Source organism: Solitalea agri (assembly GCF_023914155.1).
GTDB classification, from domain to species: domain Bacteria; phylum Bacteroidota; class Bacteroidia; order Sphingobacteriales; family Sphingobacteriaceae; genus Solitalea; species Solitalea agri.
The window spans coordinates 25,295-48,474 of sequence record NZ_JAMWYS010000001.1 but is presented as its reverse complement, the minus strand read 5'-3'; the positions used below and the strand labels follow the sequence as shown (position 1 = coordinate 48,474).

Below are 23,180 nucleotides of genomic sequence, written 5' to 3'. Positions count from 1 at the left end.
GCTTATTCATTCATGAAATTCAACTGAGCACAGGCTACTATTCCGGCAGTTTCGGTTCGAAGCCTACTTTCTCCAAGGGTTATTGGTTCGAAACCGTGTTTCATGGCCAATGTTATTTCATCTTCTGAAAAATCACCCTCAGGCCCTATTAGAACAAGAACATCAGTCTCTTTATGGTACGACTGGCCCAAAGATTTCCTACCTGCATCTAAACAGTGAGCAATGAATTTAACTTTTTCGTTTGACTGAACTATAAAACGTTTAAAATCGATGCTTTCATTGAGTTTTGGTTGGTAGGCTTTGAGGCTTTGTTTCATGGCAGAAACAATAATTTTATTCAACCGATCGAGCTTCACTTCCTTACGTTCAGAACGCTGACATATAATCGGAGTGATTTCATCAACACCCATTTCGGTTACTTTCTCCAGAAACCATTCAATTCGTTCAATACTTTTAGTTGGAGCAATCGCAATATGTAGGCGAAAGTTTCTTTTACCATAGCGCTCAGTTAGCTCCAAAACTTTTAATGCGCATCTTTTCGGATGCGCATCAATAATTTCTGTTTTATAAAATCCACCCTTTCCGTCAATAAGATAAACAATGTCTCCATTGATCAGGCGCAAAACTCTTATACAATGTTTGCTTTCTTCTTCATTCAACTGATATAAATCGCCCGAAATATCAGGCGTAAAGAACAAATGCATAAGCGAAGATTTAAAATTGAAAGGCAGCAACTATAATTGTGGTTCTCCAGGCTCCTGACTATGCATTACAATTCGAACAGATTCAACCATTCTGTTTGATTTCTTCAGAATTGTAAAGTTATATCCATATGCATCCATGCTGTCACCAACATCAGGAATACGTTCAAAAATAACATTCATTAACCCTGCTACTGAATCATAGTCATCATCTTCGGGCAATTCACTCGGAAGAAACTCATTAACATCAGTAATTGGAGCTGAAGCATTTACAATCCATTCGTTCTCTGCCACAGCTTCTACAACAGGAGCTTCCTCATCATATTCATCCTGAATTTCACCAACCAATTCTTCAACAATGTCTTCAAGAGTTACCATTCCGGCTGTACCGCCGAACTCATCAAGCACTATAGCCATAATTGGTTTCTTCTGTTGACGCAGCTCTGTAAGAAGATCGCTTATTTTTTTTGACTCAGGAGTATACAAAGGATCTCTTAACATTTCCTTCAAAACAATAGCCTGCTTAGTGGCAACTTTGGCTAATACATCCTTTGCATGAAGAATTCCAATAATGTTATCTATTGTTTTATCATAAACCGGTAACCGGGTATAACCTTCATGAACAACTGTCTTCACCACTTCATCGGGAGGCATACTAATATCAATAGCGGCAATTTGAGTCCGAGGAATCATGATATTCTTCACAATTCGCTCCTGAAAGTCGAATACATTCTGAATTAAATCATGCTCAGATTCCTCCAAAGCACCGCTCTGTTTTCCTTGTTCAAGAATCAACTGGAGTTCTTCAGAACTATGTGCTTCATGACTGTGTGCAGGGTCGATTCCAAATGCTTTTAATACAAGATTTGCAAAGCCATTTAAAAGCCAAATGGCCGGACGCGCAATGATGTAGAAAAAGTGAAGCGGATAAGATATAGCTATTGAAATAGCAATTGGTCGCTGTATTGCCATCGATTTGGGAGCAAGCTCACCAAACACAATATGCAAAATAGTTATTACAGAAAATGCAATAGGAGCAGCAATTGAATGGCTAACTAGTTCAGGATTAGCAAAATGAATGTTTAGCAAATTAAATGTCCCGATGATTATTTGAGACATTGTTTTTTCACCAAACCATCCTAAGCCTAGACTGGCTAATGTTATTCCTAGTTGAGTTGCCGCTAAATATCCATCGAGATGACGGATAATGTGCTTGGCCATTTTGGCAGGGGCACTACCTTCTTTGGCCTTAAGATCTATTTGTGAAGAACGGACCTTCACAATTGCAAACTCAGCTGCAACGAAAAATCCGTTCAGAAATACCAAAAATAGGATAAGAATTATATCGAATATCGTGACGGGATCTGTCGCCATGTAGTTTAGTTCTTATTCCTAAATGTTTTATCGTAAAGCTCCAACGCCTCATTAATCACCTTGTAAGCATAACGCTTGCCTAAAAAATGCTCTACTTTAACGTCTTTATGTTCCAAAGCCTTGTAATCCGAAAAGAAACGTGCAATTTCTTTTTCAGTATGTGGAGGCAATTCTGATAAATCATTAATGTGATTTACAGACATATCATTATTCGCTACAGCGATAATCTTGTCATCACGTTCATCGCCATCAATCATATGCATTACCCCAATAACTTTGGCTTCAATAATAGAAAGAGGAATTACTTCTTCTGAACAAAGTACCAAAATATCTAATGGGTCATTATCATCACAATAAGTTTGTGGTATAAAACCATAGTTAGCAGGGTACATAACTGATGAAAACAAAACACGGTCTAATTTTAATAAACCGGTTTTCTTATCAACTTCGTACTTTGCTTTTGACCCTTTAGGGATCTCAATAATAGCATTTACAATCTCCGGACTCTTATCACCCGGTTCTACCGAATGCCACGGATCAACTCCCATATTTATCTTTATATAAATTAAAACTTAAATTAAACCTCAGCGCCAGTGCCACTATTAACTTTCGTCCTGGTTTTTAAATAACCTATAATAACAGGCGTAGTAGTAATAACCACCAGACCAATTACAATAAGCTCAAGATGATTTCGTAGCCAAGGGAAAGCCTGACCAAGAAAATAGCCACCTAAAACCATTGACGCTACCCATCCTATACATCCCAATATGTTATAGAAAACGAATTTCTTCGAATCCATCTGAACTATCCCAGCAACAATAGGAGCAAAAGTACGAATGATAGGCAGGAAGCGAGCTAAAACAATCATTCCGGCTCCCCGTTTCTCATAAAACTCTTTTGCAGCATGTAAATGCTTCTGTTTGAAAAAGAAGGTATCCTTCTTCTTAAATAAAGAAGGCCCAGCTTTCAATCCAAACCAATATCCCACTGTGTTGCCTAATATCCCGGCTATAATTACTGTAATAGTAACAGCAGCAACCCCTATTTCAACATTATTAAAAACATTCATTGGATACTCTGCCAAATGCAGCCCTGTAATAAACAGCAGGGAATCACCTGGTAGAAAAAAGCCAATAAACAGCCCAGTTTCCGCGAAAATAACAAACAACAAAAGCCAAAAAGCAAATGGTTGTGCTAATATCCAGTTAGGGTCAATAATGTGTTTGAAAAATTCGAGAATTTCCTGCATGATTTTGAAAGCACTTCTTTAGACTATAAATGTAATGGTTACCGAGCTACCTACAAAATATTTGTAATTAAGCTTGGGGCAATACCAAGCAATATGGTAACTAAAACACAAAAGATAAGTACAAATTGATAAGACCCGTTCAACTGAATTGACTCTCCTGATTCAGAATCACGCAAATACATGGCAATTATCACCTTAAAGTAATAATAAATACCTACTGCAGCCATAAGAACAGCAATAGCAATTAACCATGTGTAATTAGCAGCGATGGCTACACCGAAAATATAAAACTTACCAAAAAATCCGGCAGTTAGAGGAATTCCACCTAATGAACATAGTGCAACGGTCATTACAAAAGCAAGCACCGGATTAGTTCGACCTAAGCCATTGAATGCAGATAAATCATCTGACCCCTTATGCTCCTTAACGGCAACTATAACACCAAATGAAGCAACTGACGCAATAGAATAGGCAACCGAATAAATTAAAATAGCATTAGGAGAGGCCTGTCCCAACAGCAATATGGCAATTAACATATAGCCTGCGTGGGAAATACTTGAGTACGCCAACATCCGTTTAACATTCTGTTGAAATGCAGCTGTTATGTTACCAATCAATAATGTAATAACTACCATTGCAGCAATTGTTACAGTCCAGATTGGAGGAACGGATGAAAATGCAGAGCCAAACAAGCGTAAGAAAGCCGCAAATCCAGCTGTTTTCACAACTGTTGACATATAAGAGGTAACCAACGTAGGGGCACCTTGATAAACATCTGGAGTCCAGAAATGAAAAGGTGCTGCACCTACTTTAAAGGTCATTGCAATAAGCATAAAAATAACACCTGTGTAGAACAAAAACGGTTGTTCTGACGCCTTTCCTGCAATTTCAGTCAAGTTAAAACTTCCGGTTGCACCATAAATCAAAGCAATACCAAAAAGCAAAATACCAGTAGCGAACGAACCCATTAGGAAATACTTTAGAGCGGCTTCATTTGAGCTAGTATCATTCTTTTTAATACCCGCCATTATGTACATGCTTACCGAAAGAATTTCGATTCCAATAAAAAGCATCGTCATATTTTGAAAAGACACCATTGTTATTCCACCTGTTAAGGCAAACAATAGGATGGTATAGTATTCAGCTACATTCGAGCTGATCTTTTCAAAGTAATTGCCAGACATTAAGAAAATAAGAATGGTTGTGGCAATTAGTAAAATACTGAATGCGATGGCATAATTATTAAATACCAACATTTCGTTGAAGTAAGATATATTCTTATCCCACCCACAAACAAGCGAGGCTTCGGCACCTAAAAGTCCTAAAACTGAAACAGGTAGTAAGGCGCCTTTAACCTTATATAAACCAAGGTAAAGAACTACAATCGCGGTAATCGCTATAATGATAATTGATGTCATTCTTTCTTATTATTTTAATCACTTTGATTTAACCGGCTGATACTATGGATCAACCTTTAACCAACGAGATATTTACTATTGCATTTTTAGTTTAATAATTTCCAGCAAGTTATTTACTGAAGCCTCTGAGATATGAAGCAGGTATTGTGGCTTAAATCCGAAGAAAATCACCATAGCACAGATTACAAACAATACTAATTTCTCTGTACCAATAACATCAGCAAAGGTTGAACTGGCCATTCCTTCTTTACCAAACATCACTGTTCCGTACATGCGTAACATATAAACCGCACCGAAAATAATGGTTAATCCTGCAACAATCGCGTACCAAACACCATACTCATAAATACTATTTAGAAGCAGGAACTCTCCAACAAACCCGTTGGTTAATGGTAAAGCAACAGCTCCTAACAAAATAATCAGGAAGGTAGCTGCCAATATAGGTGCTTTAGCAGCAATTCCACCTAACAAGTAGCTTTCACGAGCTTTTGTGCGATCGAAAATGATCTCAATCACAAAAAATAAACCAACCACATTAATACCATGGCTGATCATTTGAATCATTGCTCCCTGCATGCCTTGAACATTCAAAGCGAAGATACCGGCAGAAATTAGTCCAACGTGAGCAATTGAAGAATAGGCAATTAATCGTTTAATATCTTTTTGAGTAAAGGCTATTATCGAGGCGTAAACAACACCAATGATCGATAAAATTAAAGCTGTTTGACCCCATTGCATTAAGCCTAATGGCAAAACAGGTAGCAACCAACGGATTACTCCATAAATACCCATCTTCAGCATAATACCTGATAGTAACATAGTTCCTACAGTTGGAGCCGTGGTATAGGTATCAGGCTGCCAAGTATGGAAAGGGAATACCGGCATCTTGATAGCAAAGGCTAAGAAGAAACACCAGAATAACCAAGACTGCGTTCCTTTATCTAAAGCAACTTGATAAAATTGGTTAATATCAAAGCTATGCCCAGGTGTTTGAATGAACAGGTAGATAATGCCTATTAACATGAACAAACTACCAAACATCGTATAAACAAAGAACTTGAAGGTAACTCGAATTCGATCTTCGCCACCCCAAATTGCCGAAATAAAGTAAATTGGAATTAACGCTGCTTCCCAAGCCACATAAAACAAGAAAGCATCGAGCGAAGTAAACACCCCTATTAAACCAGTTTGCATAAACAACACCAAAGCATATAATGCATGAGGCTTGCGAAACTCTTTACGGAATGAAGACAAAATGATCAACGGAACTAATACTGTGGTTAATAAAACCAACAAGAAGCTAATTCCGTCCATACCTACTTTGAAGTGAATACCTAATGATTCAATCCATGGTTGGTTATAAATAAACTGAGAATCAGGATTCGTATAATCAAACTTAGTCCAGGCAAAAACAGCCATCGCTAACTCGATCAATGAAAAACCAAGTGCAATTTTCTTTACTTGTTCACCGCGAGTAAACGCAACTATTACCGAACCAAGAAGAGGGAATAAAACCAGTAATACTGTTATATAATTGATCATCTCTCTCTAAAACAAAAAGTTAAATACAAGAATTAAAATAATACCCACAACCATCATAAACATATAACTTCCGATGTAGCCGTTTTGAATACGACGGAACTTATCCGCACTCCATTGCGTTAATTGACCAAAGCCATTTACAATTCCATCGATAATTGATTTATCGAGAATCCTGTAGAAAAGCTGAGACAGATTATCAAGAGGACGAGTAAATACTGCATTGTAAATCTCGTCGATATAGAATTTATTGTAAGATGCTTTCTCTAAACCAACTCGGCGGGCCGTTTCTGCAGCGGGAACAGTTTCCTTTCTAACATAAACTGTATATGCGTAGAAAATTGAAATTAGAACACCTAAAACAGAAGCTCCCATTAAAGCGTACTCCGTTTCATGCGATAAATGGCCATGATGAGCAGCATTTAAAATTGTAGTAGATTGACTGAATACCGGTGACAAAAATTCATTAAGAAGGTGTGATTCTCCATGTCCACCAAACAGGTGTGCAATTGCTTCAGGAACCCCAACAAAGCCTCCTACAACCGAAAGAATTGCCAGAACAATAAGCGGAAAAGTCATTGACACAGGTGACTCGTGTAAATGATGATGCTGTGCTTCAGTTCCTCTGAATTTACCATTGAATGTTAAGAAGAACATACGGAACATATAAAACGCTGTAAGCAAAGCACCTAATACTCCTATTACCCAAATAGTAGGACTTACTTCAAATGCATGAGCCAAAATCTCATCTTTAGAAAAGAAACCTGAGAATGGAGGAATACCGGCAATTGCCAAGGTACCCATCAGCATGGTAAACCAGGTAATTGGTAAATGTTTTTTCAAACCACCCATTTGACGCATGTCCTGTTCACCACCCATAGCGTGAATAACACTACCAGCACCTAAGAATAATAAGGCTTTGAAGAACGCATGAGTCATTACGTGGAAGAAGGCTCCTGTGAATGCTCCAACTCCCAAACCTAAAAACATATATCCTAACTGGCTCACTGTTGAATAAGCCAATACTTTCTTAATGTCATTTTGAGTTAAAGCAATAACAGCAGCGAAAATTGCAGTAGCTAAACCAATACCTGCTACCACAGCCATCGAAATTGGAGACAACACATATAGCACATTTGAGCGGGCAATCATGTAAATACCAGCGGTAACCATGGTAGCTGCGTGAATAAGTGCCGAAACAGGTGTTGGACCCGCCATTGCATCAGGCAACCAGGTATATAATGGCAGCTGAGCACTTTTACCCATCGCTCCAACAAACAGTAATAAAGTGATTGCGGTTAAAACAGGTGTGCCAATTGCCTGTGCCTGCGGAAATATATCAGCATAACTGATGCTTCCAAAGGTTGAAAACAACATGAAAATTCCAATCAGGAAACCCAAGTCTCCGATACGGTTCATCACAAAAGCTTTCTTTGCAGCGTTAGCATATTCTGTTTTCTTAAACCAAAAACCAATGAGTAAGTACGAACATAAACCAACACCTTCCCAACCAATAAACATGATCACATAGTTAGAGCCTAAAACAAGCAATAACATAAAGAATACGAACAGATTCAGGTAGGCAAAGTATTTACCGTAGCCCTCGTCATCATGCATATAACCAGTAGAATATACGTGAATCAAAAATCCAACTCCGGTAATAATCAATAACATAATAGATGTTAACTGATCAATAAGGAACGAGAAAGGTATCTTTAATGTTCCTACAGAAATCCACTCATAAAGATCGATGGTTTTTGCACCATTTGCTTTGATATCAAAAAACACCAGAATGCTCAGGATAAACGATCCTAAAACACTCGCACAGCCAACAAGGCCAACTAAACCTTTCGGATTTTTCTTATATCCCAATCCATTGATCAGGAAACCAATTAAGGGAAGTACAGGTATCAGCCAGGCTAATTGTTCCGTCATTTCTTAGTTCAGTTTGCGTATTTATTCAGTGAGATGAATAATCATCAACACATCTTTTGTATTAATTTTTTAATTTATTTAACAGGTCAATATCAATTGAATTGTTGTTCCTGTAGATCATTACGATAATGGCCAGACCAACCGCAACTTCGGCTGCTGCTACTGCCATAATAAAGAACACGAAGACTTGTCCAGCGGCGTCACCTCTGTAGGCAGAGAAAGCCGTCAATAGCAAGTTTACTGCATTCAGCATCAACTCGATTGACATGAAAACGACAATGGCATTTCTTCGGGTTATTACTCCAATAATTCCTATAAAGAAAATAATTGAGCTTAATAGAATGTAATGATTAAGCGGAACCAATGTAATGGCATTCGTTATATTTTCCATATACTTATTTTGTCTCCTTTCTGGCAAGCAAAACTGCGCCTACCATTGCCGAAAGGAATAGAATAGATACAATTTCAAACGGTAAAAGGAAGTCTTTGAATAAAACTTTACCAAGGTTCTTTACCAAGCCCATGTCTACATTCTGAATTACCACCAGGTTTGAAGGATCAGAAGCTTTTAATGAACCTGTTAAAACAACTAAACCGATACCTCCGGTTATAATACCAATGAATTTAATCAGATTAGTCTTTTGAGGTTCGGTTTGAACGTTAAGGTTAAGCAACATGATAACAAATAGGAAAAGTACCATTATTGCTCCTGCATATACGATGATGTTCACAATACCCACAAATTGAGCATTCAAAAGAATGTACTCTCCTGTAAGGGTGAAGAATGTTAAAATCAGATATAAAACACTATGGATGGGATTCTTAGCCAGTACAACAAGTAGTGAACTGAAGATGGCTACAAATGCCAGAAAATAAAATAATGATTGAGTTACTGTCATGATAAAAACGCCGCGAATTTAATCAAATAGTTATTTTTTATGGATAGGTTCAACTAATTTGTCCTTACCATATACAAAATTTTCACGGTCGAAACTTGCCGGAGGAATGTCTCCATCTAAATAGATAGCCTCTTTAGGACAAGCTTCTTCACAAAAACCACAGAAAATACAACGCAACATATTGATCTCGTAAGTAGCTGCATATTTTTCTTCACGGTATAAGCCTTCTTCTCCTGGTTTACGCTCAGCTGCTACCATTGTAATTGCTTCAGCCGGGCATGACAATGCACACAAACCACAGGCAGTACAACGCTCACGACCTTCATCATCACGTTTTAACGAATGAATACCTCTAAAGTTGACAGAGAATTCGCGCTTTACATCAGGATACTGAATCGTCGCCTTTTTCTTGAAAAAGTGCTTAAGTGTAATTGTCAACCCCTGGAAAATAGCAGGCAAATACATCCTCTCTGCAAAGGTCATTGGCTTTTGCTCAACTACTTTTTTTCTATTGGTTAATGATTCCATTTTATCTTTTGTACTCACATCTAATCGACACCGATCAAATGAGGTGGTTTAATTAGTTAATATGTCCTGTTAAATACATTACTATACCTGTAATTCCGATGTTAGCAATTGCCAGAGGCACTAACATATTCCAGCCTAAGCGCATAAGTTGATCGTAGCGGAAGCGTGGGATTGTCCATCGCACCCAAACAAAGAAGAACAGGAAGAAACCTATTTTAAGGAAGAAAGCCAACAGGCCTAAAATTGTAATAACGTTTGACGCTACTCCCGCATTGACTAAAGCCTCTTGTCCCGGGAAGTTATATCCTCCAAAGAACAAGGCTGAGATCACTGCTGATGAAACAAACATGTTGATATATTCAGCAAACAAGTAAAAACCTAATTTCATACTTGAGTGCTCTGTGTGGTAACCCGCAACCAATTCTGATTCACACTCAGGTAAATCGAATGGAGTACGGTTACACTCAGCGAACATACAGATAAGGTAGATCAGGAATGCAACAGGCTGGTAGAACACATTCCATCCTAAACCTTCAGTTCCTTTAAGACCGTATAATGTAGAAGCCTGACCGTCAACAATACCGCGCATGCTTAAAGTTCCAGTCACCATCAATAAAGCAATAATGGCCATACCCATGGCAATCTCATAACTAATACTTTGAGAGGCGGCACGAATAGTACCCATTAATGAGTATTTGTTGTTAGAAGCCCAGCCCCCTATCATCATTCCATATACACCCAATGAAACTACTCCAAAGATGTATAAAAGGCCAACGTTAATATCAGTAACCTGCAAAGAGATCACCTTATCTCCAAATACGAGGTCGCGTCCCCAAGGAATCACTGCTGAGCTTATTGTTGCAGTAAACATGGCCAATGAAGGCCCCATAATGAACAGCAACTTGTTTGCATTTGCCGGAAGAATTTCTTCTTTGGTAAACAATTTAACCCCATCGGCCAGTGGTTGTAGAATACCAAAAGGTCCTGCACGGTTAGGACCCAAACGATCCTGGAAGAAACCCGCAAACTTGCGTTCAACCAAAGTCATGTACATGGCAACCACAAGGCTAACCACTAACACAACTGTTATCAATATGAATTTCTCTATTATTAATGCTGATTCCATTTTTCTTTTATCACGAATTCAGTCGAATTAAAGCGAAGCACATAAATCATTAATTAATGCTCGCACAATTCGTGTTCTGTTAAAAAATCTTTCTATCGATAACTGGCAATAATTCCTTCTCGTCGTAATGGTTTGAAGAAACAACTGAACGACGATCGACTTTGGTCGGGCCTTCAATTGTCCAGTCGCTGGTTTTCTTTTTGTCAAAACGACAAGTATTACAGATAAATTCCTCCAACTCACCATATTGGTCTTTACGACCAGTAACGCGAATCACTTCTTCACCTTTATACCATAAGGTTACTTTACCAGAACATTTCTCGCAATCGCAATGAGCGTTAACAGGCTTAGTAAACCATACACGATTCTTAAAACGGAAGGTTTTATCTGTTAATGCCCCAACCGGACAAACATCGATTACGTTTCCTGAAAAATCATTATCGATAGCTTTTGAAATATATGTGCCGATCTCTGAAGCATCTCCACGACCCAATATACCATGAACACGATTATCAGTAATCTGATCAGCCGTAAACACGCAACGATAGCATAAAATACAACGGTTCATATGCAATTTGATCTTGTCGCCTATGTCGACCATTTCAAACGTACGTCGCTTGAATTCGTAGCGGCTTTGATCTTTACCGTGTTCAAAAGAAAGATCCTGCAAATGGCACTCTCCAGCCTGATCACAAACAGGGCAATCTAACGGATGATTAATAAGCAAGAACTCAACAACTCCTTTACGAGCCTCAATAACTTCAGGAGAAGTAATGTTTTGCACCACCATTCCGTCCATTACAGTTGTACGACAAGAAGCTACCAGTTTTGGCATTGGACGTGGATCTTTAGCAGAACCTTGAGAAACCTTTACCAAACAAGTACGGCATTTACCGCCACTGCCTTTCAACTTGCTGTAGTAACACATTGCAGGAGGAACAATATCCCCTCCTATCATGCGCGCGGCATTAAGGATGGTTGTTCCGGGATCAACCTCAATCTCAATGTTATCTATTGTTACTTTTACCTTTTCAGACATAGTCTTTGTTAGAAGTGAGATTTGAGAAATGAGACTTGAGACTTATAGTAATTTAGTCTCGAATCACATACAACTCTCTTAATTATTTATTTTTCTCATCAGATATGGGATTGGAGACCTACGATTCATGTCTCCTTCTCACATCGGATATCACATATCTCTCTATTAATTTGCTTCTTCAACAACAGGAATTGGGTCAGCGTAATTTGCTAAGCCATAATTTCCATCCATTGCCGCCTGAGGATTGTTAACATGCCACTCAAACTCATCACGGAAGTGACGGATTGCACTAGCAACAGGCCAAGCTGCAGCGTCGCCCAATGGACAAATGGTATTCCCTTCAATTTTCTTCGAAACATCCACCAACAAATCGATATCGCTCATTTTACCATGACCGTACTCGATCCGGTGAAGCACTTTTTCCATCCATCCGGTTCCCTCACGACAAGGTGAACATTGTCCGCATGATTCATGATGATAGAAACGAGAGAAGTTCCAAGTATTGCGTACAATACAAGCATCTTCATCCATTACAATAAATCCACCTGAACCTAGCATGGTACCAGTAGCAAAACCACCCTCTGCCAATGATTCATAAGACATCAAACGAGGTTGACCGTTAGACAGCTTAAGAATTAAATTTGCAGGTAAAATTGGAACAGAAGAACCTCCAGCAACAACCGCTTTAAGACGTTTGCCGTTAGCGATACCTCCACAATATTCATCCGAATAAATAAACTCTTCAACTGAAAGTCCTAATTCAATCTCATAAACACCTGGCTTATTAATATTACCTGATGCTGAAATTAATTTAGTTCCGGTACTTCTACCTATACCAATTTTTGCATACTCATCGCCACCGTTGTTAACGATCCAGCTAACAGCAGCAATCGACTCAACGTTATTGACTACCGTTGGACAACCATATAATCCCGCAATAGCAGGGAACGGAGGTTTAATACGTGGGTTACCGCGTTTACCTTCCAAAGATTCTAAAAGCGCCGTTTCCTCTCCACAGATATAAGCTCCACCACCTGGCTGAACATAAATTTCCAGGTCATACCCTGTTCCTAAAATGTTTTTACCAAGGAATCCAGCATTCTTAGCTTCAGCAATAGCTTTTTCTAAAATGCGGATCTGTGGCATCATTTCACCACGAACATAGATATATGAAGTATTTGCTCCTAAAGCAAAACTCGACACAATCATACCTTCAATTAAAGTATGAGGAGTGTGAGTCATTAAATAACGATCTTTAAATGTTCCAGGTTCTGATTCGTCAGCATTACATACCAAGTAACGAGGAACACCTTCTGGTTTTGCCAGAAAGCTCCATTTCATTCCGGTAGGGAAGCCAGCTCCACCACGACCACGCAAGCCCGATTTTTTAACTTCTTCAACTACGTCATCAGCAGACATAGTTTTCAATGCCTTTTCGACTGCCGCATAACCACCGTACTGGCGATAAACCTCAAAGGTGTTAATTCCGGGAACGTTAATATTCTTTAATAATATCTTTTGAGCCATACTACCCGAATTAATTCTTGTTTTTAAGTTGGGTTAACAATTCGTCAACACTCTCTTCAGTCAAGTTCTCGTAAAATGTGTACTCAGGACCGATTTGTAAAACAGGACCATAACCACAAGCCGCTAAGCACTCTACACCTTTAAATGAAAACAAACCATCAGGCGTTACTTCACCTTCCTTAACTCCTAATTTTCTCTCCAGGATTGATAATATTTTTTCGGCACCAACTAAACAACAAGGTCCAGTACGGCAAACTTCCAGTACATATTTCCCTGAAGGTTTAAGGTGATACATTGTATAAAACGATGCTACCTCATACACTTCAATAGGATTGATGTTTAATAATGAAGCAACATAATCCATTACTTCTGTGCTACACCATCCGAATTCGGCCTGTGCCAAATGTAATAATGGCAATAAGGCTGATTTTTGTCGACCTTCCGGATAACGCGCAACAATCTCGTCGACTTTCTTAAGCGCTTCTGCGGAAAATTTTATTTCTTTTACTGCTAACATTCTTGTTGAGAAGTGAGAACTATGATTTTAATAAGAGGCTCTACCCTCCCTCTTAAATCAATTCTCTTGTGCAATATTTGTTATTTATTTTAATGCATGGAACCCAGAACATATTTGCCAAGGTTTTCACACCAATTGTATACTTACTAAGCGTCCAACTCTCCAGCAATAACATTCAGACTACTCATTGCAAGAATTGCATCGGATATCATACCACCTTTAGCAATATCTACATAAGCCTGATAATTAATAAAGCTTGGACGACGGAAGTGTAAACGGAATGGAGCACGTCCTCCATCTGTCACTAAGTAGAATCCTAATTCACCGTTTCCACCTTCTACTGAATGATAAATTTCAGCCTTAGGAATTGGAACCTCTCCCATCACAATCTTAAAGTGATAGATCAAAGACTCCATTGAACTGTAAACATCCTCTTTTGGAGGCAGGCAATAATCAGGAACTTCAGCATTAAAAATACCTTTAGGCTCATTTTCCATTTTAACTAAAGCCTGTTTAATAATGCTTAAGCTTTGCCACATTTCCTCATTGCGTACAAGGAAACGATCGTAGATATCACCGGTTGTTCCTACCGGAATCTCAAAATCAAACTCTTCATATGAACAATATGGCTTTGCAACTCGAACATCATAATCAACGCCACATGAACGTAACAAAGGTCCCGACCAGCTGTATGCTAGCGCTTTTTCAGCACTAACAGGAGTTACCCCAACACAACGATCAATAAAAATACGGTTCCGGTTAAAGAGGTTTTCGAACTCTCTCATTACATCAGGGAACTCAACGATGAATTTCTTGATCTTGGCAATTGCAACATCATTAAAGTCGCGTTCAAAACCACCAATACGTCCCATGTTTGTGGTTAAACGTGATCCACAGATTTCTTCGAAAATTTCATAGATATCCTCACGTTTTTGAAACACATAAAGAAACCCTGTAAATGCTCCCGAGTCAACACCAATTACCGAGTTACATACCAAGTGATCTGCAATACGACTTAACTCCATTGCAATAATTCGCATGTAATCAACACGTTTTGGCGTTTGTATACCCAATAATTTCTCCACTGTCATATGCCAACCCATATTATTAATAGGGGCCGAACAATAATTCAAACGATCAGTAAGTGGGGTGATTTGGTAAAATGGGCGGTGTTCTGCAATTTTCTCAAAAGCACGGTGTATGTATCCAATAGTCGACTGCGCGCTAACAATGCGCTCTCCATCAAGTTCCAGAATGTTCTGAAATACTCCGTGGGTCGCCGGGTGGGTTGGTCCCAGGTTAAGGGTTACGGTTTCCTTCTCTAATGAGTTATCACCTAATTTAATGTGGGCCATATACTTTTAATGTTGAATTAAGAATTATGAATTATAAATGCGCTCATTTTAAACTCACAACTCAACATTTCGATATTATCTTTTTAATTAGATTTCTTGAATTAAACCAGAATGCACTCTTTAACTAAGAGCATTCCTTCCATTTCTATCGACCAAAATAATCGTCGTTTTTGTCAGTACGATTTGGGTCTTCCAATGGAAACTCTTTTCTCATTGGAAAAGCAACCATATCATCAACATTCAAAATACGACGTAAATCAGGGTGCCCTTCGAAAATGATTCCGAAGAAATCGTATGTTTCTCTCTCCATCCAGTTAGCGCCTAAAAACACACCTGTTAAAGTTTGAATTCTTGGAGCACTTTCAGGTAAAAACACCTTTATACGAACACGAATATTATTGGTTAAGCTATGAAGATGGTACACTACTCCAAGTGGTAATTCCTGATCTGGGTAGTGAACACCACAAATATCTGTTAGAAAGCGAAATTTCAATTCTTCATTATCATATAGGAATTGAATTATTTCGATTACTTTATCTTTAGAAGTGGTTATGGTCAGCAAATCAAATGGTTCGCTAACATTAAAGATAGCATCAGCAAATTTAAACTGAAGTTTATCTAATACAGCTTGGTTATTCATTTCTTTTACTTCTGCCATATTATTGAATTCCGTATTTTGCTAATAATTGCTTGTATTCATCTGAATCACGACGACGAAGTGATTCGTTTTGAACCAATTCCTGAATTCGGGTAAGACCATCAATAATTCCTTCTGGACGAGGAGGACAGCCCGGAACATATACATCAACCGGAATAATCTCGTCAATACCTTGCAAAACGCTATAGGTATCAAACACACCTCCACTTGAAGCACAAGCTCCAACCGCCATTACCCAACGTGGTTCAGCCATTTGAAGATAAACCTGACGAAGAACCGGAGCCATTTTTTTGGCAATTGTTCCCATTACCATTAAAAGATCTGCCTGGCGAGGAGAGAAACTCAAGCGCTCGGCTCCAAAACGAGCTAAATCATAGTGAGAACCCATTGTCGCCATAAACTCAATACCACAGCATGATGTTGCAAATGGCAAAGGCCATAAAGAATAAGAACGCGCTAAGCCTACCGCTTTATCAAGAGAGGTTGCAAAGAAACCAGCACCTTCAACACCCGGAGGGGCTTCAACTATTTTAATATCGCTCATACGATGATAATTATCTCAAAAACCTCTTTTACTTATTAAAAAGAGTAACAAAAGTACAACAATAATCAGATTAATATTGTTCTAAAGTGCCATGGAACCATTTTAGAATGATTCTAAACACTATTCCCAATTAAGAGCGCCTTTCTTAATAATGTAGATAAATCCGAGTAACAGGAAAGTCATGAAGGTAAACATTTCGAGCATTCCCAAAATACCCAGTTCTCTAAAATTAACTGCCCATGGATACATGAAAATAACTTCCACGTCGAACAAAACGAACAAAATAGCTACAAGAAAGTACTTAATAGATATTGGGTGGCGAGCATTTCCCTGAGTCTCAACGCCCGACTCAAATGGGGTTAATTTATCTGAAGTTTTGCGCTTTGGACCAATCAGATGGGTTGCAAGCATTGTAACTACCACAAAACCAATCGCTACAAAGAATTGAAAAGCTACCGGCGCATAGTTAATAGGCAATTGCTCAAGTAATAACATACAGTAGTAATTAGGAATTTTTTGCAAAAATAAAAAAGAGAAGGTAAGTTTAAAACAAACCTTCTCTTTAAATCAATATTTTATTAAGAAATTTTAATATAGCCTAAAGCTAAATTATTTATTCTTTGCTCCTGGGCTATTTAATGCTTTTAAAACATCTAAGGCTTGAGGGTCATTAGGAACCAATTCGAGCACCTTATTGAAATAAGCTTTAGAAGCTGCAACATCTTTTAGAACCGAATAAGAATAGTCACCCATGTAGCGATAAGCATCTAACAGTACTTTCATATTCTTCTGCTTATCAACTTCTCCTAGTTCAATTACTTTCTCATAATACGGCTTAGCTAAACCTAATTTATTGCCTTCATCCATCTTATAATTTGCTAAAGCACGGTATGAATAACCTTGAATATAAGTTGGACTCAACTCAATAACTTTGGCAAATGCACTATCAGCTTTCTGATACTTATCAGAATACAATGCAGCTAAACCATAATATAAATAATCAACCGGTTGCTTTTTAACCTCCGTTTTGGCAAAATAGCCTTCATATGCCTTAATTGCTGCAGGATATTGCTTTGATAAATAACTCATCTTACCCAACATCGGATACAAATCAGTTCTTGATGGATCTTTATCGATTGCTTTCTGAAGGTATGAAATAGCCAAAGAATCCATCTTGTTATCAGACAAAATCTTAGCCATGTACTCATAATCAGTATTGATCAAATTTGATTCTGCTTGCTTAGTAAAGAAGGTGTTCATTGCACTTAAAGCCTCTTTTGGCTTTTTAATTTCATAAGCCGAATAAGCCAGTAAACGATACATTACTGGTTTAACCTGACATGTTTTCATTAACAGGTTAATTTCATCGTAGGCGGCCTGATATTGCTTTGCAAGATATAAAATACTAGCATAACGAGTATTTGAGTTACAAGAAGCATCAGTCAGTGCTAAGTACTTATTCTTGTATACATCTACCGCTTTTGCATATTGACCTGAAGAATAGTATAGCATTGCTAATTCACGATAAGCAGGACCATAATTAGGATCAATTGAAATCGCTTTCTCTAAAGGAGCTAAAGAAGACTCATAGCTCTGTGCACCGCGATAAATCAAGGACTGCTGAACATAAGCTCGTAAGTAATTTTTATCTAAATCCAATGCCTTATTATAATTTGCAATGGCATTATTTGCATCCTTCTTCAGCAAATAAGCATCACCTAAAGCGGTGTAAACTTCGGCGTTTTTAGATGCGATCTTTTTTGCCTGCTCTATGTAGCCAATGGCAGTTTCAAGAGCAGCTGCATCACCACCCTCTCCTGCTAATACATAAGCACGGGCAGTCTCAAGATAAGGACGGTAATCTTTTTCCTTTTGGCCTAATGCAATTGCTTTGTCAAACAATGGTTTGGCAGAATCAAAGTTTTTATTTAAAATATCAAGCTTACCTTGTCCAACATAGTTTAGGGCAAACTGTGGATTTGCCGCCACACCTTTGTCAAAAAATACCTTTGCTGAGTCAGGTTCTACCGTCTTTAAATAAACATCGCCCATGTAGTAATGACTCTCTGCTGCTGTAGCAGGATTCTGAGCCAGCATACTTAATATCGCTTTTGCTTTCTCGTACTGCTCAATTTCAATTGCTTTCCTAGCATCATTAATAGATTGGCTATAAGCAAATCCCGCCATCAAAAACAATGCAGCAACTATGTTTAAAGCCCTCTTAATCATTTTCATAATCACTTTTTATTTTATTGAAACAAATTATTATCAGATATCTGAATTAACCGTATTGGCATTCTTGCAGGAACCAAACCCGACTTTAACACAATACGTTGTCCTTTATCCCCAGCTACAAAAGCTGCAAAACCCGTTCCCAAGCCCATGTGCGATTCTCTGCTTAAGACATATACTCTTCTAACAAGAGGATAAAACCCTTGAGCTATATAGGCTTGGTATGGTTTGCGATATTCACCAGAACCAGGCTGTCCATCATCGGGCGCAATTGCCCCAACCTTGATTTTTTTTAAAAAACCTGTTGCAGTTGAATCATCGCTATCACTAATCCAGTTAACACCGATAATTCCTAATGCGTTTTTGTGTTTGCTAACATACTCAATTACCTCTTTATTTGTTTTAAGAGCAAAGAAGTTTTTTGCAGAAAACTGATTTTTGCCTGCCATCTCTTTCATATACCTAACAGTACTAGAATTAGGATTATCAAACACAACTGTAATATCTTCATTAGCATTAGCTTTATCGAGCTCATTCCAATTGGAAATAGTACCAGAAAAAATATCACGCAGATTAGGCATCGAAAAAGTTGAATCGGTATTCGCTGGATTTATAATTAACGCAATAGCGTCAATTGCAAATTTAGTACTTCGAACAACCAACTTTTTATCCTGAAGGGGTTTAAGCTCGGCAGGAGTAAGCTCACGAGTAACAACGATTGCTCTAGCTGAATCAGTTATCAGGTCATTTATCACATCGCCTTCAGATTTATAATGAGCCTTAATCTTGGCAGTTAAATAAATCGCATGAAACACGTCTAATTCCGCCTGAACAATCGGCTCAAAAGTTTCATCTACTGAAATATTAATCTCTCCTGATGTAGTAGTATCCAACACCTTTTGATTTGAGTTACTCCCACACCCGGAAAAAACTCCTGATATCAAGATAATCGCTCCACTAAGAGTTATTAATCTTCTAAAAGAGATCTTATTCATATTCAGAGTTGTTTTTTTTAACAAGCCTATACCCTCTAAACAATCCATAAAGAACTATGGCACTGCCAAGAATAATTTTATTTGTACTGGAGAGTCCGGAAAGAACATTTGGTTTAAAAATGATCATGCTTCCCAAAACCAGGTAAGCAATAATAAAGGCTACCCCTAAAATTAGCAAAAATCGCTCTTTTGGCGATTTTTGCTTAAAATTATTATCAAAGTTCTGCTCCATTTGAAGCCAATTGATAGTTAGTAATTAATCTAATCTGAACATGATTGGTAAGCTGAAGTGTACACGCACAGGCTTACCATTTTGTTTACCTGGTTTCCACTTAGGCATTGCTTTCACAACGCGCGCCGCTTCTTCATCACATCCTGAACCAATTCCACGAAGAACTTGAACATCAGTAATAGACCCGTCTTTTTCAACAACAAACGTAACAGTTACACGTCCTTGAACACCGTTTTCACGAGCCATCGGAGGGTATCTCAATGTTTTGCTGATAAATCTGCCGATTTGTTCCATACCACCCGGATATTCAGGGTTCTCTTCAACGTGATAGAAAATCTCTTGAGTATCTTCAACTACTTCATTACCAGTACCGGTTCCAATCACAGGTTCCTCAACAGTAGCAGGAGCATCGTCGTTACCTTTTACAGTTTGAGTACTAACTTCCGCTTTGATCTCATCTTGTACCGGAGGTGGCTCTTCGTCACGAACTTCTTCATCCTTCTTAATAACCGGAGGCGTAAACTTAATAGTTGAACGCACCGGTGGTGGTGGAGGCTCCGAAGGAGGAGGTGGTGGAGGCGGTTGTGTTTTATCAACTGGAGGCGGAGCCATCAGTTCATTGGCCTGAACCACTTTAATATCATTATCTTCAGGTATCACACCTGAAATAATGCGAGCAATAACTGGAGCTGCTACGCCTAATGAGAAGAAAATAATAGCCAATATAGTACCTTTCTTCATGTTCTTAGAATACTGCTTGCGCAGATCATAAGCACCATAGGCTTTATTTCGTCCTTCAAAGACGTATTCGCACCATCTGCTGTCTTCTAAATCAATCTTACCTGCCATTTCTAGACAATGTTTTTATCTTACTTTTTAACGTAAGGATTATCATTAATCATTTTCAAATCACCAGGAGTCATATCAACAATCGCATAACGACCATTGTTAGTGATATTCATTTCATCCAGAATATCGACAAGGTTTTTGTATTTAGACTTGTCATCAGCCTTAATCAATACGATTAATCCGTTTTTATTATTCCTGATCCTTGAATAATTCGCCTTAAACTCATCTTCGGTAATTCTACGCTCATTAGCCATCTGTTTAAAAATTTTGATGGAGTCAAGAGACGGGTTACGTTTACGACTTTCTTCTAATAGTACCTTACGGATACCATTAGCACCAAAGTTAGTAACTAAAGGATTTTGCACCTCTTCGCCAATACCGAAGTAATAAACAATTTGGTCCTTACCGGTTAAAAGGATAGTCATTGCTTGAGAAGCTTTAATCTTGGTTTTATCCTCATCTTTAAGCTGCTCATCTTTTACCGGCATATTTATATCCATTACTGATGGTTTACTCATCGAGGTGGTAAGCATGAAGAAAGTGATCAACAAGAAACCTAGGTCAACCATTGGTGTAAAATCTACACGAGTTGAAAGCTTCTTGCCTCTTTTCTTTCCACCCTTCTTATGTCCACCGCCCCCGGAGGTATCTATATCTGCCATTGCTCAAATTTCTTTAAAGGTTTATAAATTAGGAGCTTGTTCCATATTGGTAATAAAATTGAAACGGTTGGCCTTTTGAGCCTGCAACGTTGCAATGATATTTTTTACAACCGGATAGTTAGAATCGCGGTCACCTTTAATAGCAATAACTGCAGCGCTATTGGTAACTCGACGAGATTCAATAATCCAATCTTTCAATTCATTGGTTGCATTTTGAGTAGAGTCACAAGGAATACCTTTTGTTTCCTCATTGTATTTCTTACGTTGATCTTTACTCATTCCCAAATAACTTTTCAATTCACTTAGAGGAGTACCGAAATTGGCTAATTTCGAAAACTCTTCTTTTTCAGTTGCCGTAAAAGTAATTTGTCTTTTTGAGGCAATATTGTCCAATAGGGCTTTTCTAAATTCCGTTCCTTCCAATCCAAAGAAAATCTTACCGGTTTTATCAATAGAGATTTGCATTACTTTGGTATCCGGAAGTTTTATTTCCGATATAGAAGACGGAGTGTCAACCACAACAGCCTCTTCTGGCTTAAATTGTGTTGCCAACATGAAGAAGGTCAACAACAAGAAAGCCACATCGGTCATCGCTGTCATATCCACTACCGTGCTCTTCCGTGGAACTTTAACTTTTCCCATCTATCTTATTATTAACGTATAAACTATCTATTAATTATCTATCAATCAGACTAATACAAGCAAAAATCTTACTTGTGTTTAGCTGCGAAGTTTTGAATGATGCTGTAACCAGCCTCATCAATAGCATAAGTAATAGTATCGATACGTGTAGTAAAATATGCATAGAATACAGCTGCAATAGCAGAGTTACCAATACCTAATGCAGTGTTGATAAGCGCTTCAGAGATACCTACCGCAAGAGCTGCTGAGTCAGGAGCACCTGCATTACCAAGAGCCGAGAACGCTTTAATCATACCTAATACGGTACCTAATAGTGCGAATAAGGTTGATACTGATGCTAAAGTTGCGGTGATCACTAAATTTTTCTCTAACATTGGTAATTCAAGAGTTGTAGACTCTTCAACCTCTTTTTGAATAGCTAAAACTTTTTGGTCAACATCCATTCCTGTTGCAGTTTCCATCTCTTTGTATTTAACCAAAGTAGACTTAACTACATTTGCTACAGAACCTTTTTGAATGTCACACTCTTTGATAGCTGCATCAACGTTGCCTGCGTTCAATAATGAACGAACTTTAGCTACGAATGCTTGAGCAGAGCCTTTACCTGAAGCTGCTGAGATAGTAATGAAACGCTCAATTGCTACTGTAAGGTTAATTAAAACCAACGATAATAGGATAGGTACAATCACACCACCCATGTACACCAAGCCTAAATAGTGACCAGCGCCTTCTGCTATAGGATGACCTCCTACTACTCCACCCTCAAAATTTGACGGGCTACCCAAAATGAATTTGTAAATCAAAATACCTACTAAAATACAAGTAGGAATTACCCAAGCCGCAAAATTTGAATTGAACTTAGTGTTCTCTACTTTCTTAGCTGTTTGTTGTGCTGCGTTTGCCATTGTTTTAAAAAAATTTAATTAATCTTTAATCACTTAATTAAGTTTCAATTATGCTACTTTATTTTTTGAGCGTTTGCAAAAATATTAGTTTTTCGATAATAAAAAATTTTTTTTCAACGAATCTTAATTATTTAATATTGACTAAATCGATACCTGCCAGAATTTTATTCTTTGTTCTTAGCGTAAATCAATTAAAGTTCATTTTTATTAGTTTTAGTTAAGGACAAAACACGTCATTCTTTTATCACTTTTTT

At 38.1% G+C, this 23,180-nt stretch carries 25 protein-coding genes; all 25 read right to left on the bottom strand.

Annotated elements, in window-relative coordinates; all coding sequences use genetic code 11:
- Positions 1-2: 2 nt before the first annotated feature.
- Positions 3-704 (bottom strand): 16S rRNA (uracil(1498)-N(3))-methyltransferase, encoded by a 702-nt coding sequence (locus NF867_RS00225; protein WP_252585427.1) that lies wholly within the window; start codon positions 702-704, stop codon positions 3-5.
- Positions 705-734: 30 nt separating this feature from the next.
- Complete coding sequence (locus NF867_RS00220; RefSeq protein WP_252585425.1) at positions 735-2,075, bottom strand: hemolysin family protein; 1,341 nt, start codon at positions 2,073-2,075, stop codon at positions 735-737.
- 5 nt (positions 2,076-2,080) lie between these two features.
- Positions 2,081-2,623, bottom strand: coding sequence for an inorganic diphosphatase (locus NF867_RS00215; protein WP_252585423.1), 543 nt, complete (start codon positions 2,621-2,623; stop codon positions 2,081-2,083).
- Positions 2,624-2,652: 29 nt separating this feature from the next.
- On the bottom strand, positions 2,653-3,324 hold the full coding sequence (locus NF867_RS00210) for a DedA family protein (protein WP_252585421.1): 672 nt from the start codon (positions 3,322-3,324) through the stop codon (positions 2,653-2,655).
- A 50-nt stretch (positions 3,325-3,374) separates the two neighbouring features.
- Entirely contained in the window at positions 3,375-4,742 is a 1,368-nt protein-coding gene (locus NF867_RS00205) for an NADH-quinone oxidoreductase subunit N (protein WP_252585420.1), read from the bottom strand.
- A gap of 75 nt (positions 4,743-4,817) precedes the next feature.
- A complete protein-coding gene (locus NF867_RS00200; protein ID WP_252585419.1) occupies positions 4,818-6,284 on the bottom strand; it encodes a complex I subunit 4 family protein in 1,467 nt (488 codons plus the stop codon).
- A gap of 6 nt (positions 6,285-6,290) precedes the next feature.
- Positions 6,291-8,216 (bottom strand): NADH-quinone oxidoreductase subunit L, encoded by a 1,926-nt coding sequence (nuoL, locus tag NF867_RS00195; protein ID WP_252585418.1) that lies wholly within the window; start codon positions 8,214-8,216, stop codon positions 6,291-6,293.
- A gap of 61 nt (positions 8,217-8,277) precedes the next feature.
- On the bottom strand, positions 8,278-8,607 hold the full coding sequence (gene nuoK, locus NF867_RS00190; protein ID WP_252585417.1) for an NADH-quinone oxidoreductase subunit NuoK: 330 nt from the start codon (positions 8,605-8,607) through the stop codon (positions 8,278-8,280).
- A 4-nt stretch (positions 8,608-8,611) separates the two neighbouring features.
- A complete protein-coding gene (locus tag NF867_RS00185) occupies positions 8,612-9,115 on the bottom strand; it encodes an NADH-quinone oxidoreductase subunit J family protein (RefSeq protein WP_252585416.1) in 504 nt (167 codons plus the stop codon).
- A gap of 30 nt (positions 9,116-9,145) precedes the next feature.
- Positions 9,146-9,643, bottom strand: coding sequence for a NuoI/complex I 23 kDa subunit family protein (locus tag NF867_RS00180; protein ID WP_252585415.1), 498 nt, complete (start codon positions 9,641-9,643; stop codon positions 9,146-9,148).
- A gap of 52 nt (positions 9,644-9,695) precedes the next feature.
- On the bottom strand, positions 9,696-10,769 hold the full coding sequence (nuoH, locus tag NF867_RS00175) for an NADH-quinone oxidoreductase subunit NuoH (protein ID WP_252585414.1): 1,074 nt from the start codon (positions 10,767-10,769) through the stop codon (positions 9,696-9,698).
- A gap of 79 nt (positions 10,770-10,848) precedes the next feature.
- Positions 10,849-11,808, bottom strand: coding sequence for an NADH-quinone oxidoreductase subunit G (locus NF867_RS00170; protein ID WP_252585413.1), 960 nt, complete (start codon positions 11,806-11,808; stop codon positions 10,849-10,851).
- Positions 11,809-11,973: 165 nt separating this feature from the next.
- On the bottom strand, positions 11,974-13,335 hold the full coding sequence (gene nuoF, locus NF867_RS00165; RefSeq protein ID WP_252585410.1) for an NADH-quinone oxidoreductase subunit NuoF: 1,362 nt from the start codon (positions 13,333-13,335) through the stop codon (positions 11,974-11,976).
- A 10-nt stretch (positions 13,336-13,345) separates the two neighbouring features.
- Positions 13,346-13,852, bottom strand: coding sequence for an NADH-quinone oxidoreductase subunit NuoE family protein (locus tag NF867_RS00160; protein WP_252585407.1), 507 nt, complete (start codon positions 13,850-13,852; stop codon positions 13,346-13,348).
- 146 nt (positions 13,853-13,998) lie between these two features.
- Positions 13,999-15,207: an NADH-quinone oxidoreductase subunit D gene (locus NF867_RS00155; RefSeq protein ID WP_252585405.1), complete on the bottom strand. Its 1,209-nt coding sequence runs from the start codon at positions 15,205-15,207 to the stop codon at positions 13,999-14,001.
- 145 nt (positions 15,208-15,352) lie between these two features.
- The gene (locus NF867_RS00150; protein WP_252585403.1) at positions 15,353-15,865 is read right to left on the bottom strand and encodes an NADH-quinone oxidoreductase subunit C; all 513 of its coding nucleotides are present in this window, start codon (positions 15,863-15,865) and stop codon (positions 15,353-15,355) included.
- A gap of 1 nt (position 15,866) precedes the next feature.
- Positions 15,867-16,409: an NADH-quinone oxidoreductase subunit B gene (locus NF867_RS00145; RefSeq protein WP_252585401.1), complete on the bottom strand. Its 543-nt coding sequence runs from the start codon at positions 16,407-16,409 to the stop codon at positions 15,867-15,869.
- 120 nt (positions 16,410-16,529) lie between these two features.
- The gene (locus NF867_RS00140) at positions 16,530-16,904 is read right to left on the bottom strand and encodes an NADH-quinone oxidoreductase subunit A (protein ID WP_252585395.1); all 375 of its coding nucleotides are present in this window, start codon (positions 16,902-16,904) and stop codon (positions 16,530-16,532) included.
- Between the two features lie 114 nt (positions 16,905-17,018).
- Positions 17,019-18,644: a tetratricopeptide repeat protein gene (locus tag NF867_RS00135; protein WP_252585392.1), complete on the bottom strand. Its 1,626-nt coding sequence runs from the start codon at positions 18,642-18,644 to the stop codon at positions 17,019-17,021.
- A gap of 14 nt (positions 18,645-18,658) precedes the next feature.
- Positions 18,659-19,636, bottom strand: coding sequence for a PstS family phosphate ABC transporter substrate-binding protein (locus tag NF867_RS00130; RefSeq protein WP_252585390.1), 978 nt, complete (start codon positions 19,634-19,636; stop codon positions 18,659-18,661).
- Positions 19,629-19,868: a hypothetical protein gene (locus NF867_RS00125; RefSeq protein ID WP_252585387.1), complete on the bottom strand. Its 240-nt coding sequence runs from the start codon at positions 19,866-19,868 to the stop codon at positions 19,629-19,631. The genes NF867_RS00130 and NF867_RS00125 overlap by 8 nt, the downstream gene beginning before the upstream one ends.
- Positions 19,869-19,892: 24 nt before the next feature.
- Positions 19,893-20,717, bottom strand: a complete 825-nt coding sequence (locus tag NF867_RS00120; protein ID WP_252585386.1) for an energy transducer TonB — start codon at positions 20,715-20,717, stop codon at positions 19,893-19,895.
- A gap of 20 nt (positions 20,718-20,737) precedes the next feature.
- Positions 20,738-21,379, bottom strand: a complete 642-nt coding sequence (locus NF867_RS00115) for an ExbD/TolR family protein (protein ID WP_252585380.1) — start codon at positions 21,377-21,379, stop codon at positions 20,738-20,740.
- 21 nt (positions 21,380-21,400) lie between these two features.
- Positions 21,401-22,021 carry an ExbD/TolR family protein gene (locus NF867_RS00110; protein ID WP_252585378.1) on the bottom strand — a complete coding sequence of 207 codons (621 nt, stop codon included), beginning with the start codon at positions 22,019-22,021 and terminating at the stop codon, positions 21,401-21,403.
- A gap of 68 nt (positions 22,022-22,089) precedes the next feature.
- On the bottom strand, positions 22,090-22,926 hold the full coding sequence (locus NF867_RS00105) for a MotA/TolQ/ExbB proton channel family protein (protein ID WP_252585376.1): 837 nt from the start codon (positions 22,924-22,926) through the stop codon (positions 22,090-22,092).
- Positions 22,927-23,180: the final 254 nt, after the last annotated feature.

Bases quoted from the DNA above. Each gene is read 5' to 3' on its own strand.
- NF867_RS00225 (WP_252585427.1), bottom strand. From the start codon at position 704: ATGCATTTGTTCTTTACGCCTGATATTTCGGGCGATTTATATCAGTTG.
- NF867_RS00220 (WP_252585425.1), bottom strand. From the start codon at position 2,075: ATGGCGACAGATCCCGTCACGATATTCGATATAATTCTTATCCTATTT.
- NF867_RS00215 (WP_252585423.1), bottom strand. From the start codon at position 2,623: ATGGGAGTTGATCCGTGGCATTCGGTAGAACCGGGTGATAAGAGTCCG.
- NF867_RS00210 (WP_252585421.1), bottom strand. From the start codon at position 3,324: ATGCAGGAAATTCTCGAATTTTTCAAACACATTATTGACCCTAACTGG.
- NF867_RS00205 (WP_252585420.1), bottom strand. From the start codon at position 4,742: ATGACATCAATTATCATTATAGCGATTACCGCGATTGTAGTTCTTTAC.
- NF867_RS00200 (WP_252585419.1), bottom strand. From the start codon at position 6,284: ATGATCAATTATATAACAGTATTACTGGTTTTATTCCCTCTTCTTGGT.
- nuoL (WP_252585418.1), bottom strand. From the start codon at position 8,216: ATGACGGAACAATTAGCCTGGCTGATACCTGTACTTCCCTTAATTGGT.
- nuoK (WP_252585417.1), bottom strand. From the start codon at position 8,607: ATGGAAAATATAACGAATGCCATTACATTGGTTCCGCTTAATCATTAC.
- NF867_RS00185 (WP_252585416.1), bottom strand. From the start codon at position 9,115: ATGACAGTAACTCAATCATTATTTTATTTTCTGGCATTTGTAGCCATC.
- NF867_RS00180 (WP_252585415.1), bottom strand. From the start codon at position 9,643: ATGGAATCATTAACCAATAGAAAAAAAGTAGTTGAGCAAAAGCCAATG.
- nuoH (WP_252585414.1), bottom strand. From the start codon at position 10,769: ATGGAATCAGCATTAATAATAGAGAAATTCATATTGATAACAGTTGTG.
- NF867_RS00170 (WP_252585413.1), bottom strand. From the start codon at position 11,808: ATGTCTGAAAAGGTAAAAGTAACAATAGATAACATTGAGATTGAGGTT.
- nuoF (WP_252585410.1), bottom strand. From the start codon at position 13,335: ATGGCTCAAAAGATATTATTAAAGAATATTAACGTTCCCGGAATTAAC.
- NF867_RS00160 (WP_252585407.1), bottom strand. From the start codon at position 13,852: ATGTTAGCAGTAAAAGAAATAAAATTTTCCGCAGAAGCGCTTAAGAAA.
- NF867_RS00155 (WP_252585405.1), bottom strand. From the start codon at position 15,207: ATGGCCCACATTAAATTAGGTGATAACTCATTAGAGAAGGAAACCGTA.
- NF867_RS00150 (WP_252585403.1), bottom strand. From the start codon at position 15,865: ATGGCAGAAGTAAAAGAAATGAATAACCAAGCTGTATTAGATAAACTT.
- NF867_RS00145 (WP_252585401.1), bottom strand. From the start codon at position 16,409: ATGAGCGATATTAAAATAGTTGAAGCCCCTCCGGGTGTTGAAGGTGCT.
- NF867_RS00140 (WP_252585395.1), bottom strand. From the start codon at position 16,904: ATGTTATTACTTGAGCAATTGCCTATTAACTATGCGCCGGTAGCTTTT.
- NF867_RS00135 (WP_252585392.1), bottom strand. From the start codon at position 18,644: ATGAAAATGATTAAGAGGGCTTTAAACATAGTTGCTGCATTGTTTTTG.
- NF867_RS00130 (WP_252585390.1), bottom strand. From the start codon at position 19,636: ATGAATAAGATCTCTTTTAGAAGATTAATAACTCTTAGTGGAGCGATT.
- NF867_RS00125 (WP_252585387.1), bottom strand. From the start codon at position 19,868: ATGGAGCAGAACTTTGATAATAATTTTAAGCAAAAATCGCCAAAAGAG.
- NF867_RS00120 (WP_252585386.1), bottom strand. From the start codon at position 20,717: ATGGCAGGTAAGATTGATTTAGAAGACAGCAGATGGTGCGAATACGTC.
- NF867_RS00115 (WP_252585380.1), bottom strand. From the start codon at position 21,379: ATGGCAGATATAGATACCTCCGGGGGCGGTGGACATAAGAAGGGTGGA.
- NF867_RS00110 (WP_252585378.1), bottom strand. From the start codon at position 22,021: ATGGGAAAAGTTAAAGTTCCACGGAAGAGCACGGTAGTGGATATGACA.
- NF867_RS00105 (WP_252585376.1), bottom strand. From the start codon at position 22,926: ATGGCAAACGCAGCACAACAAACAGCTAAGAAAGTAGAGAACACTAAG.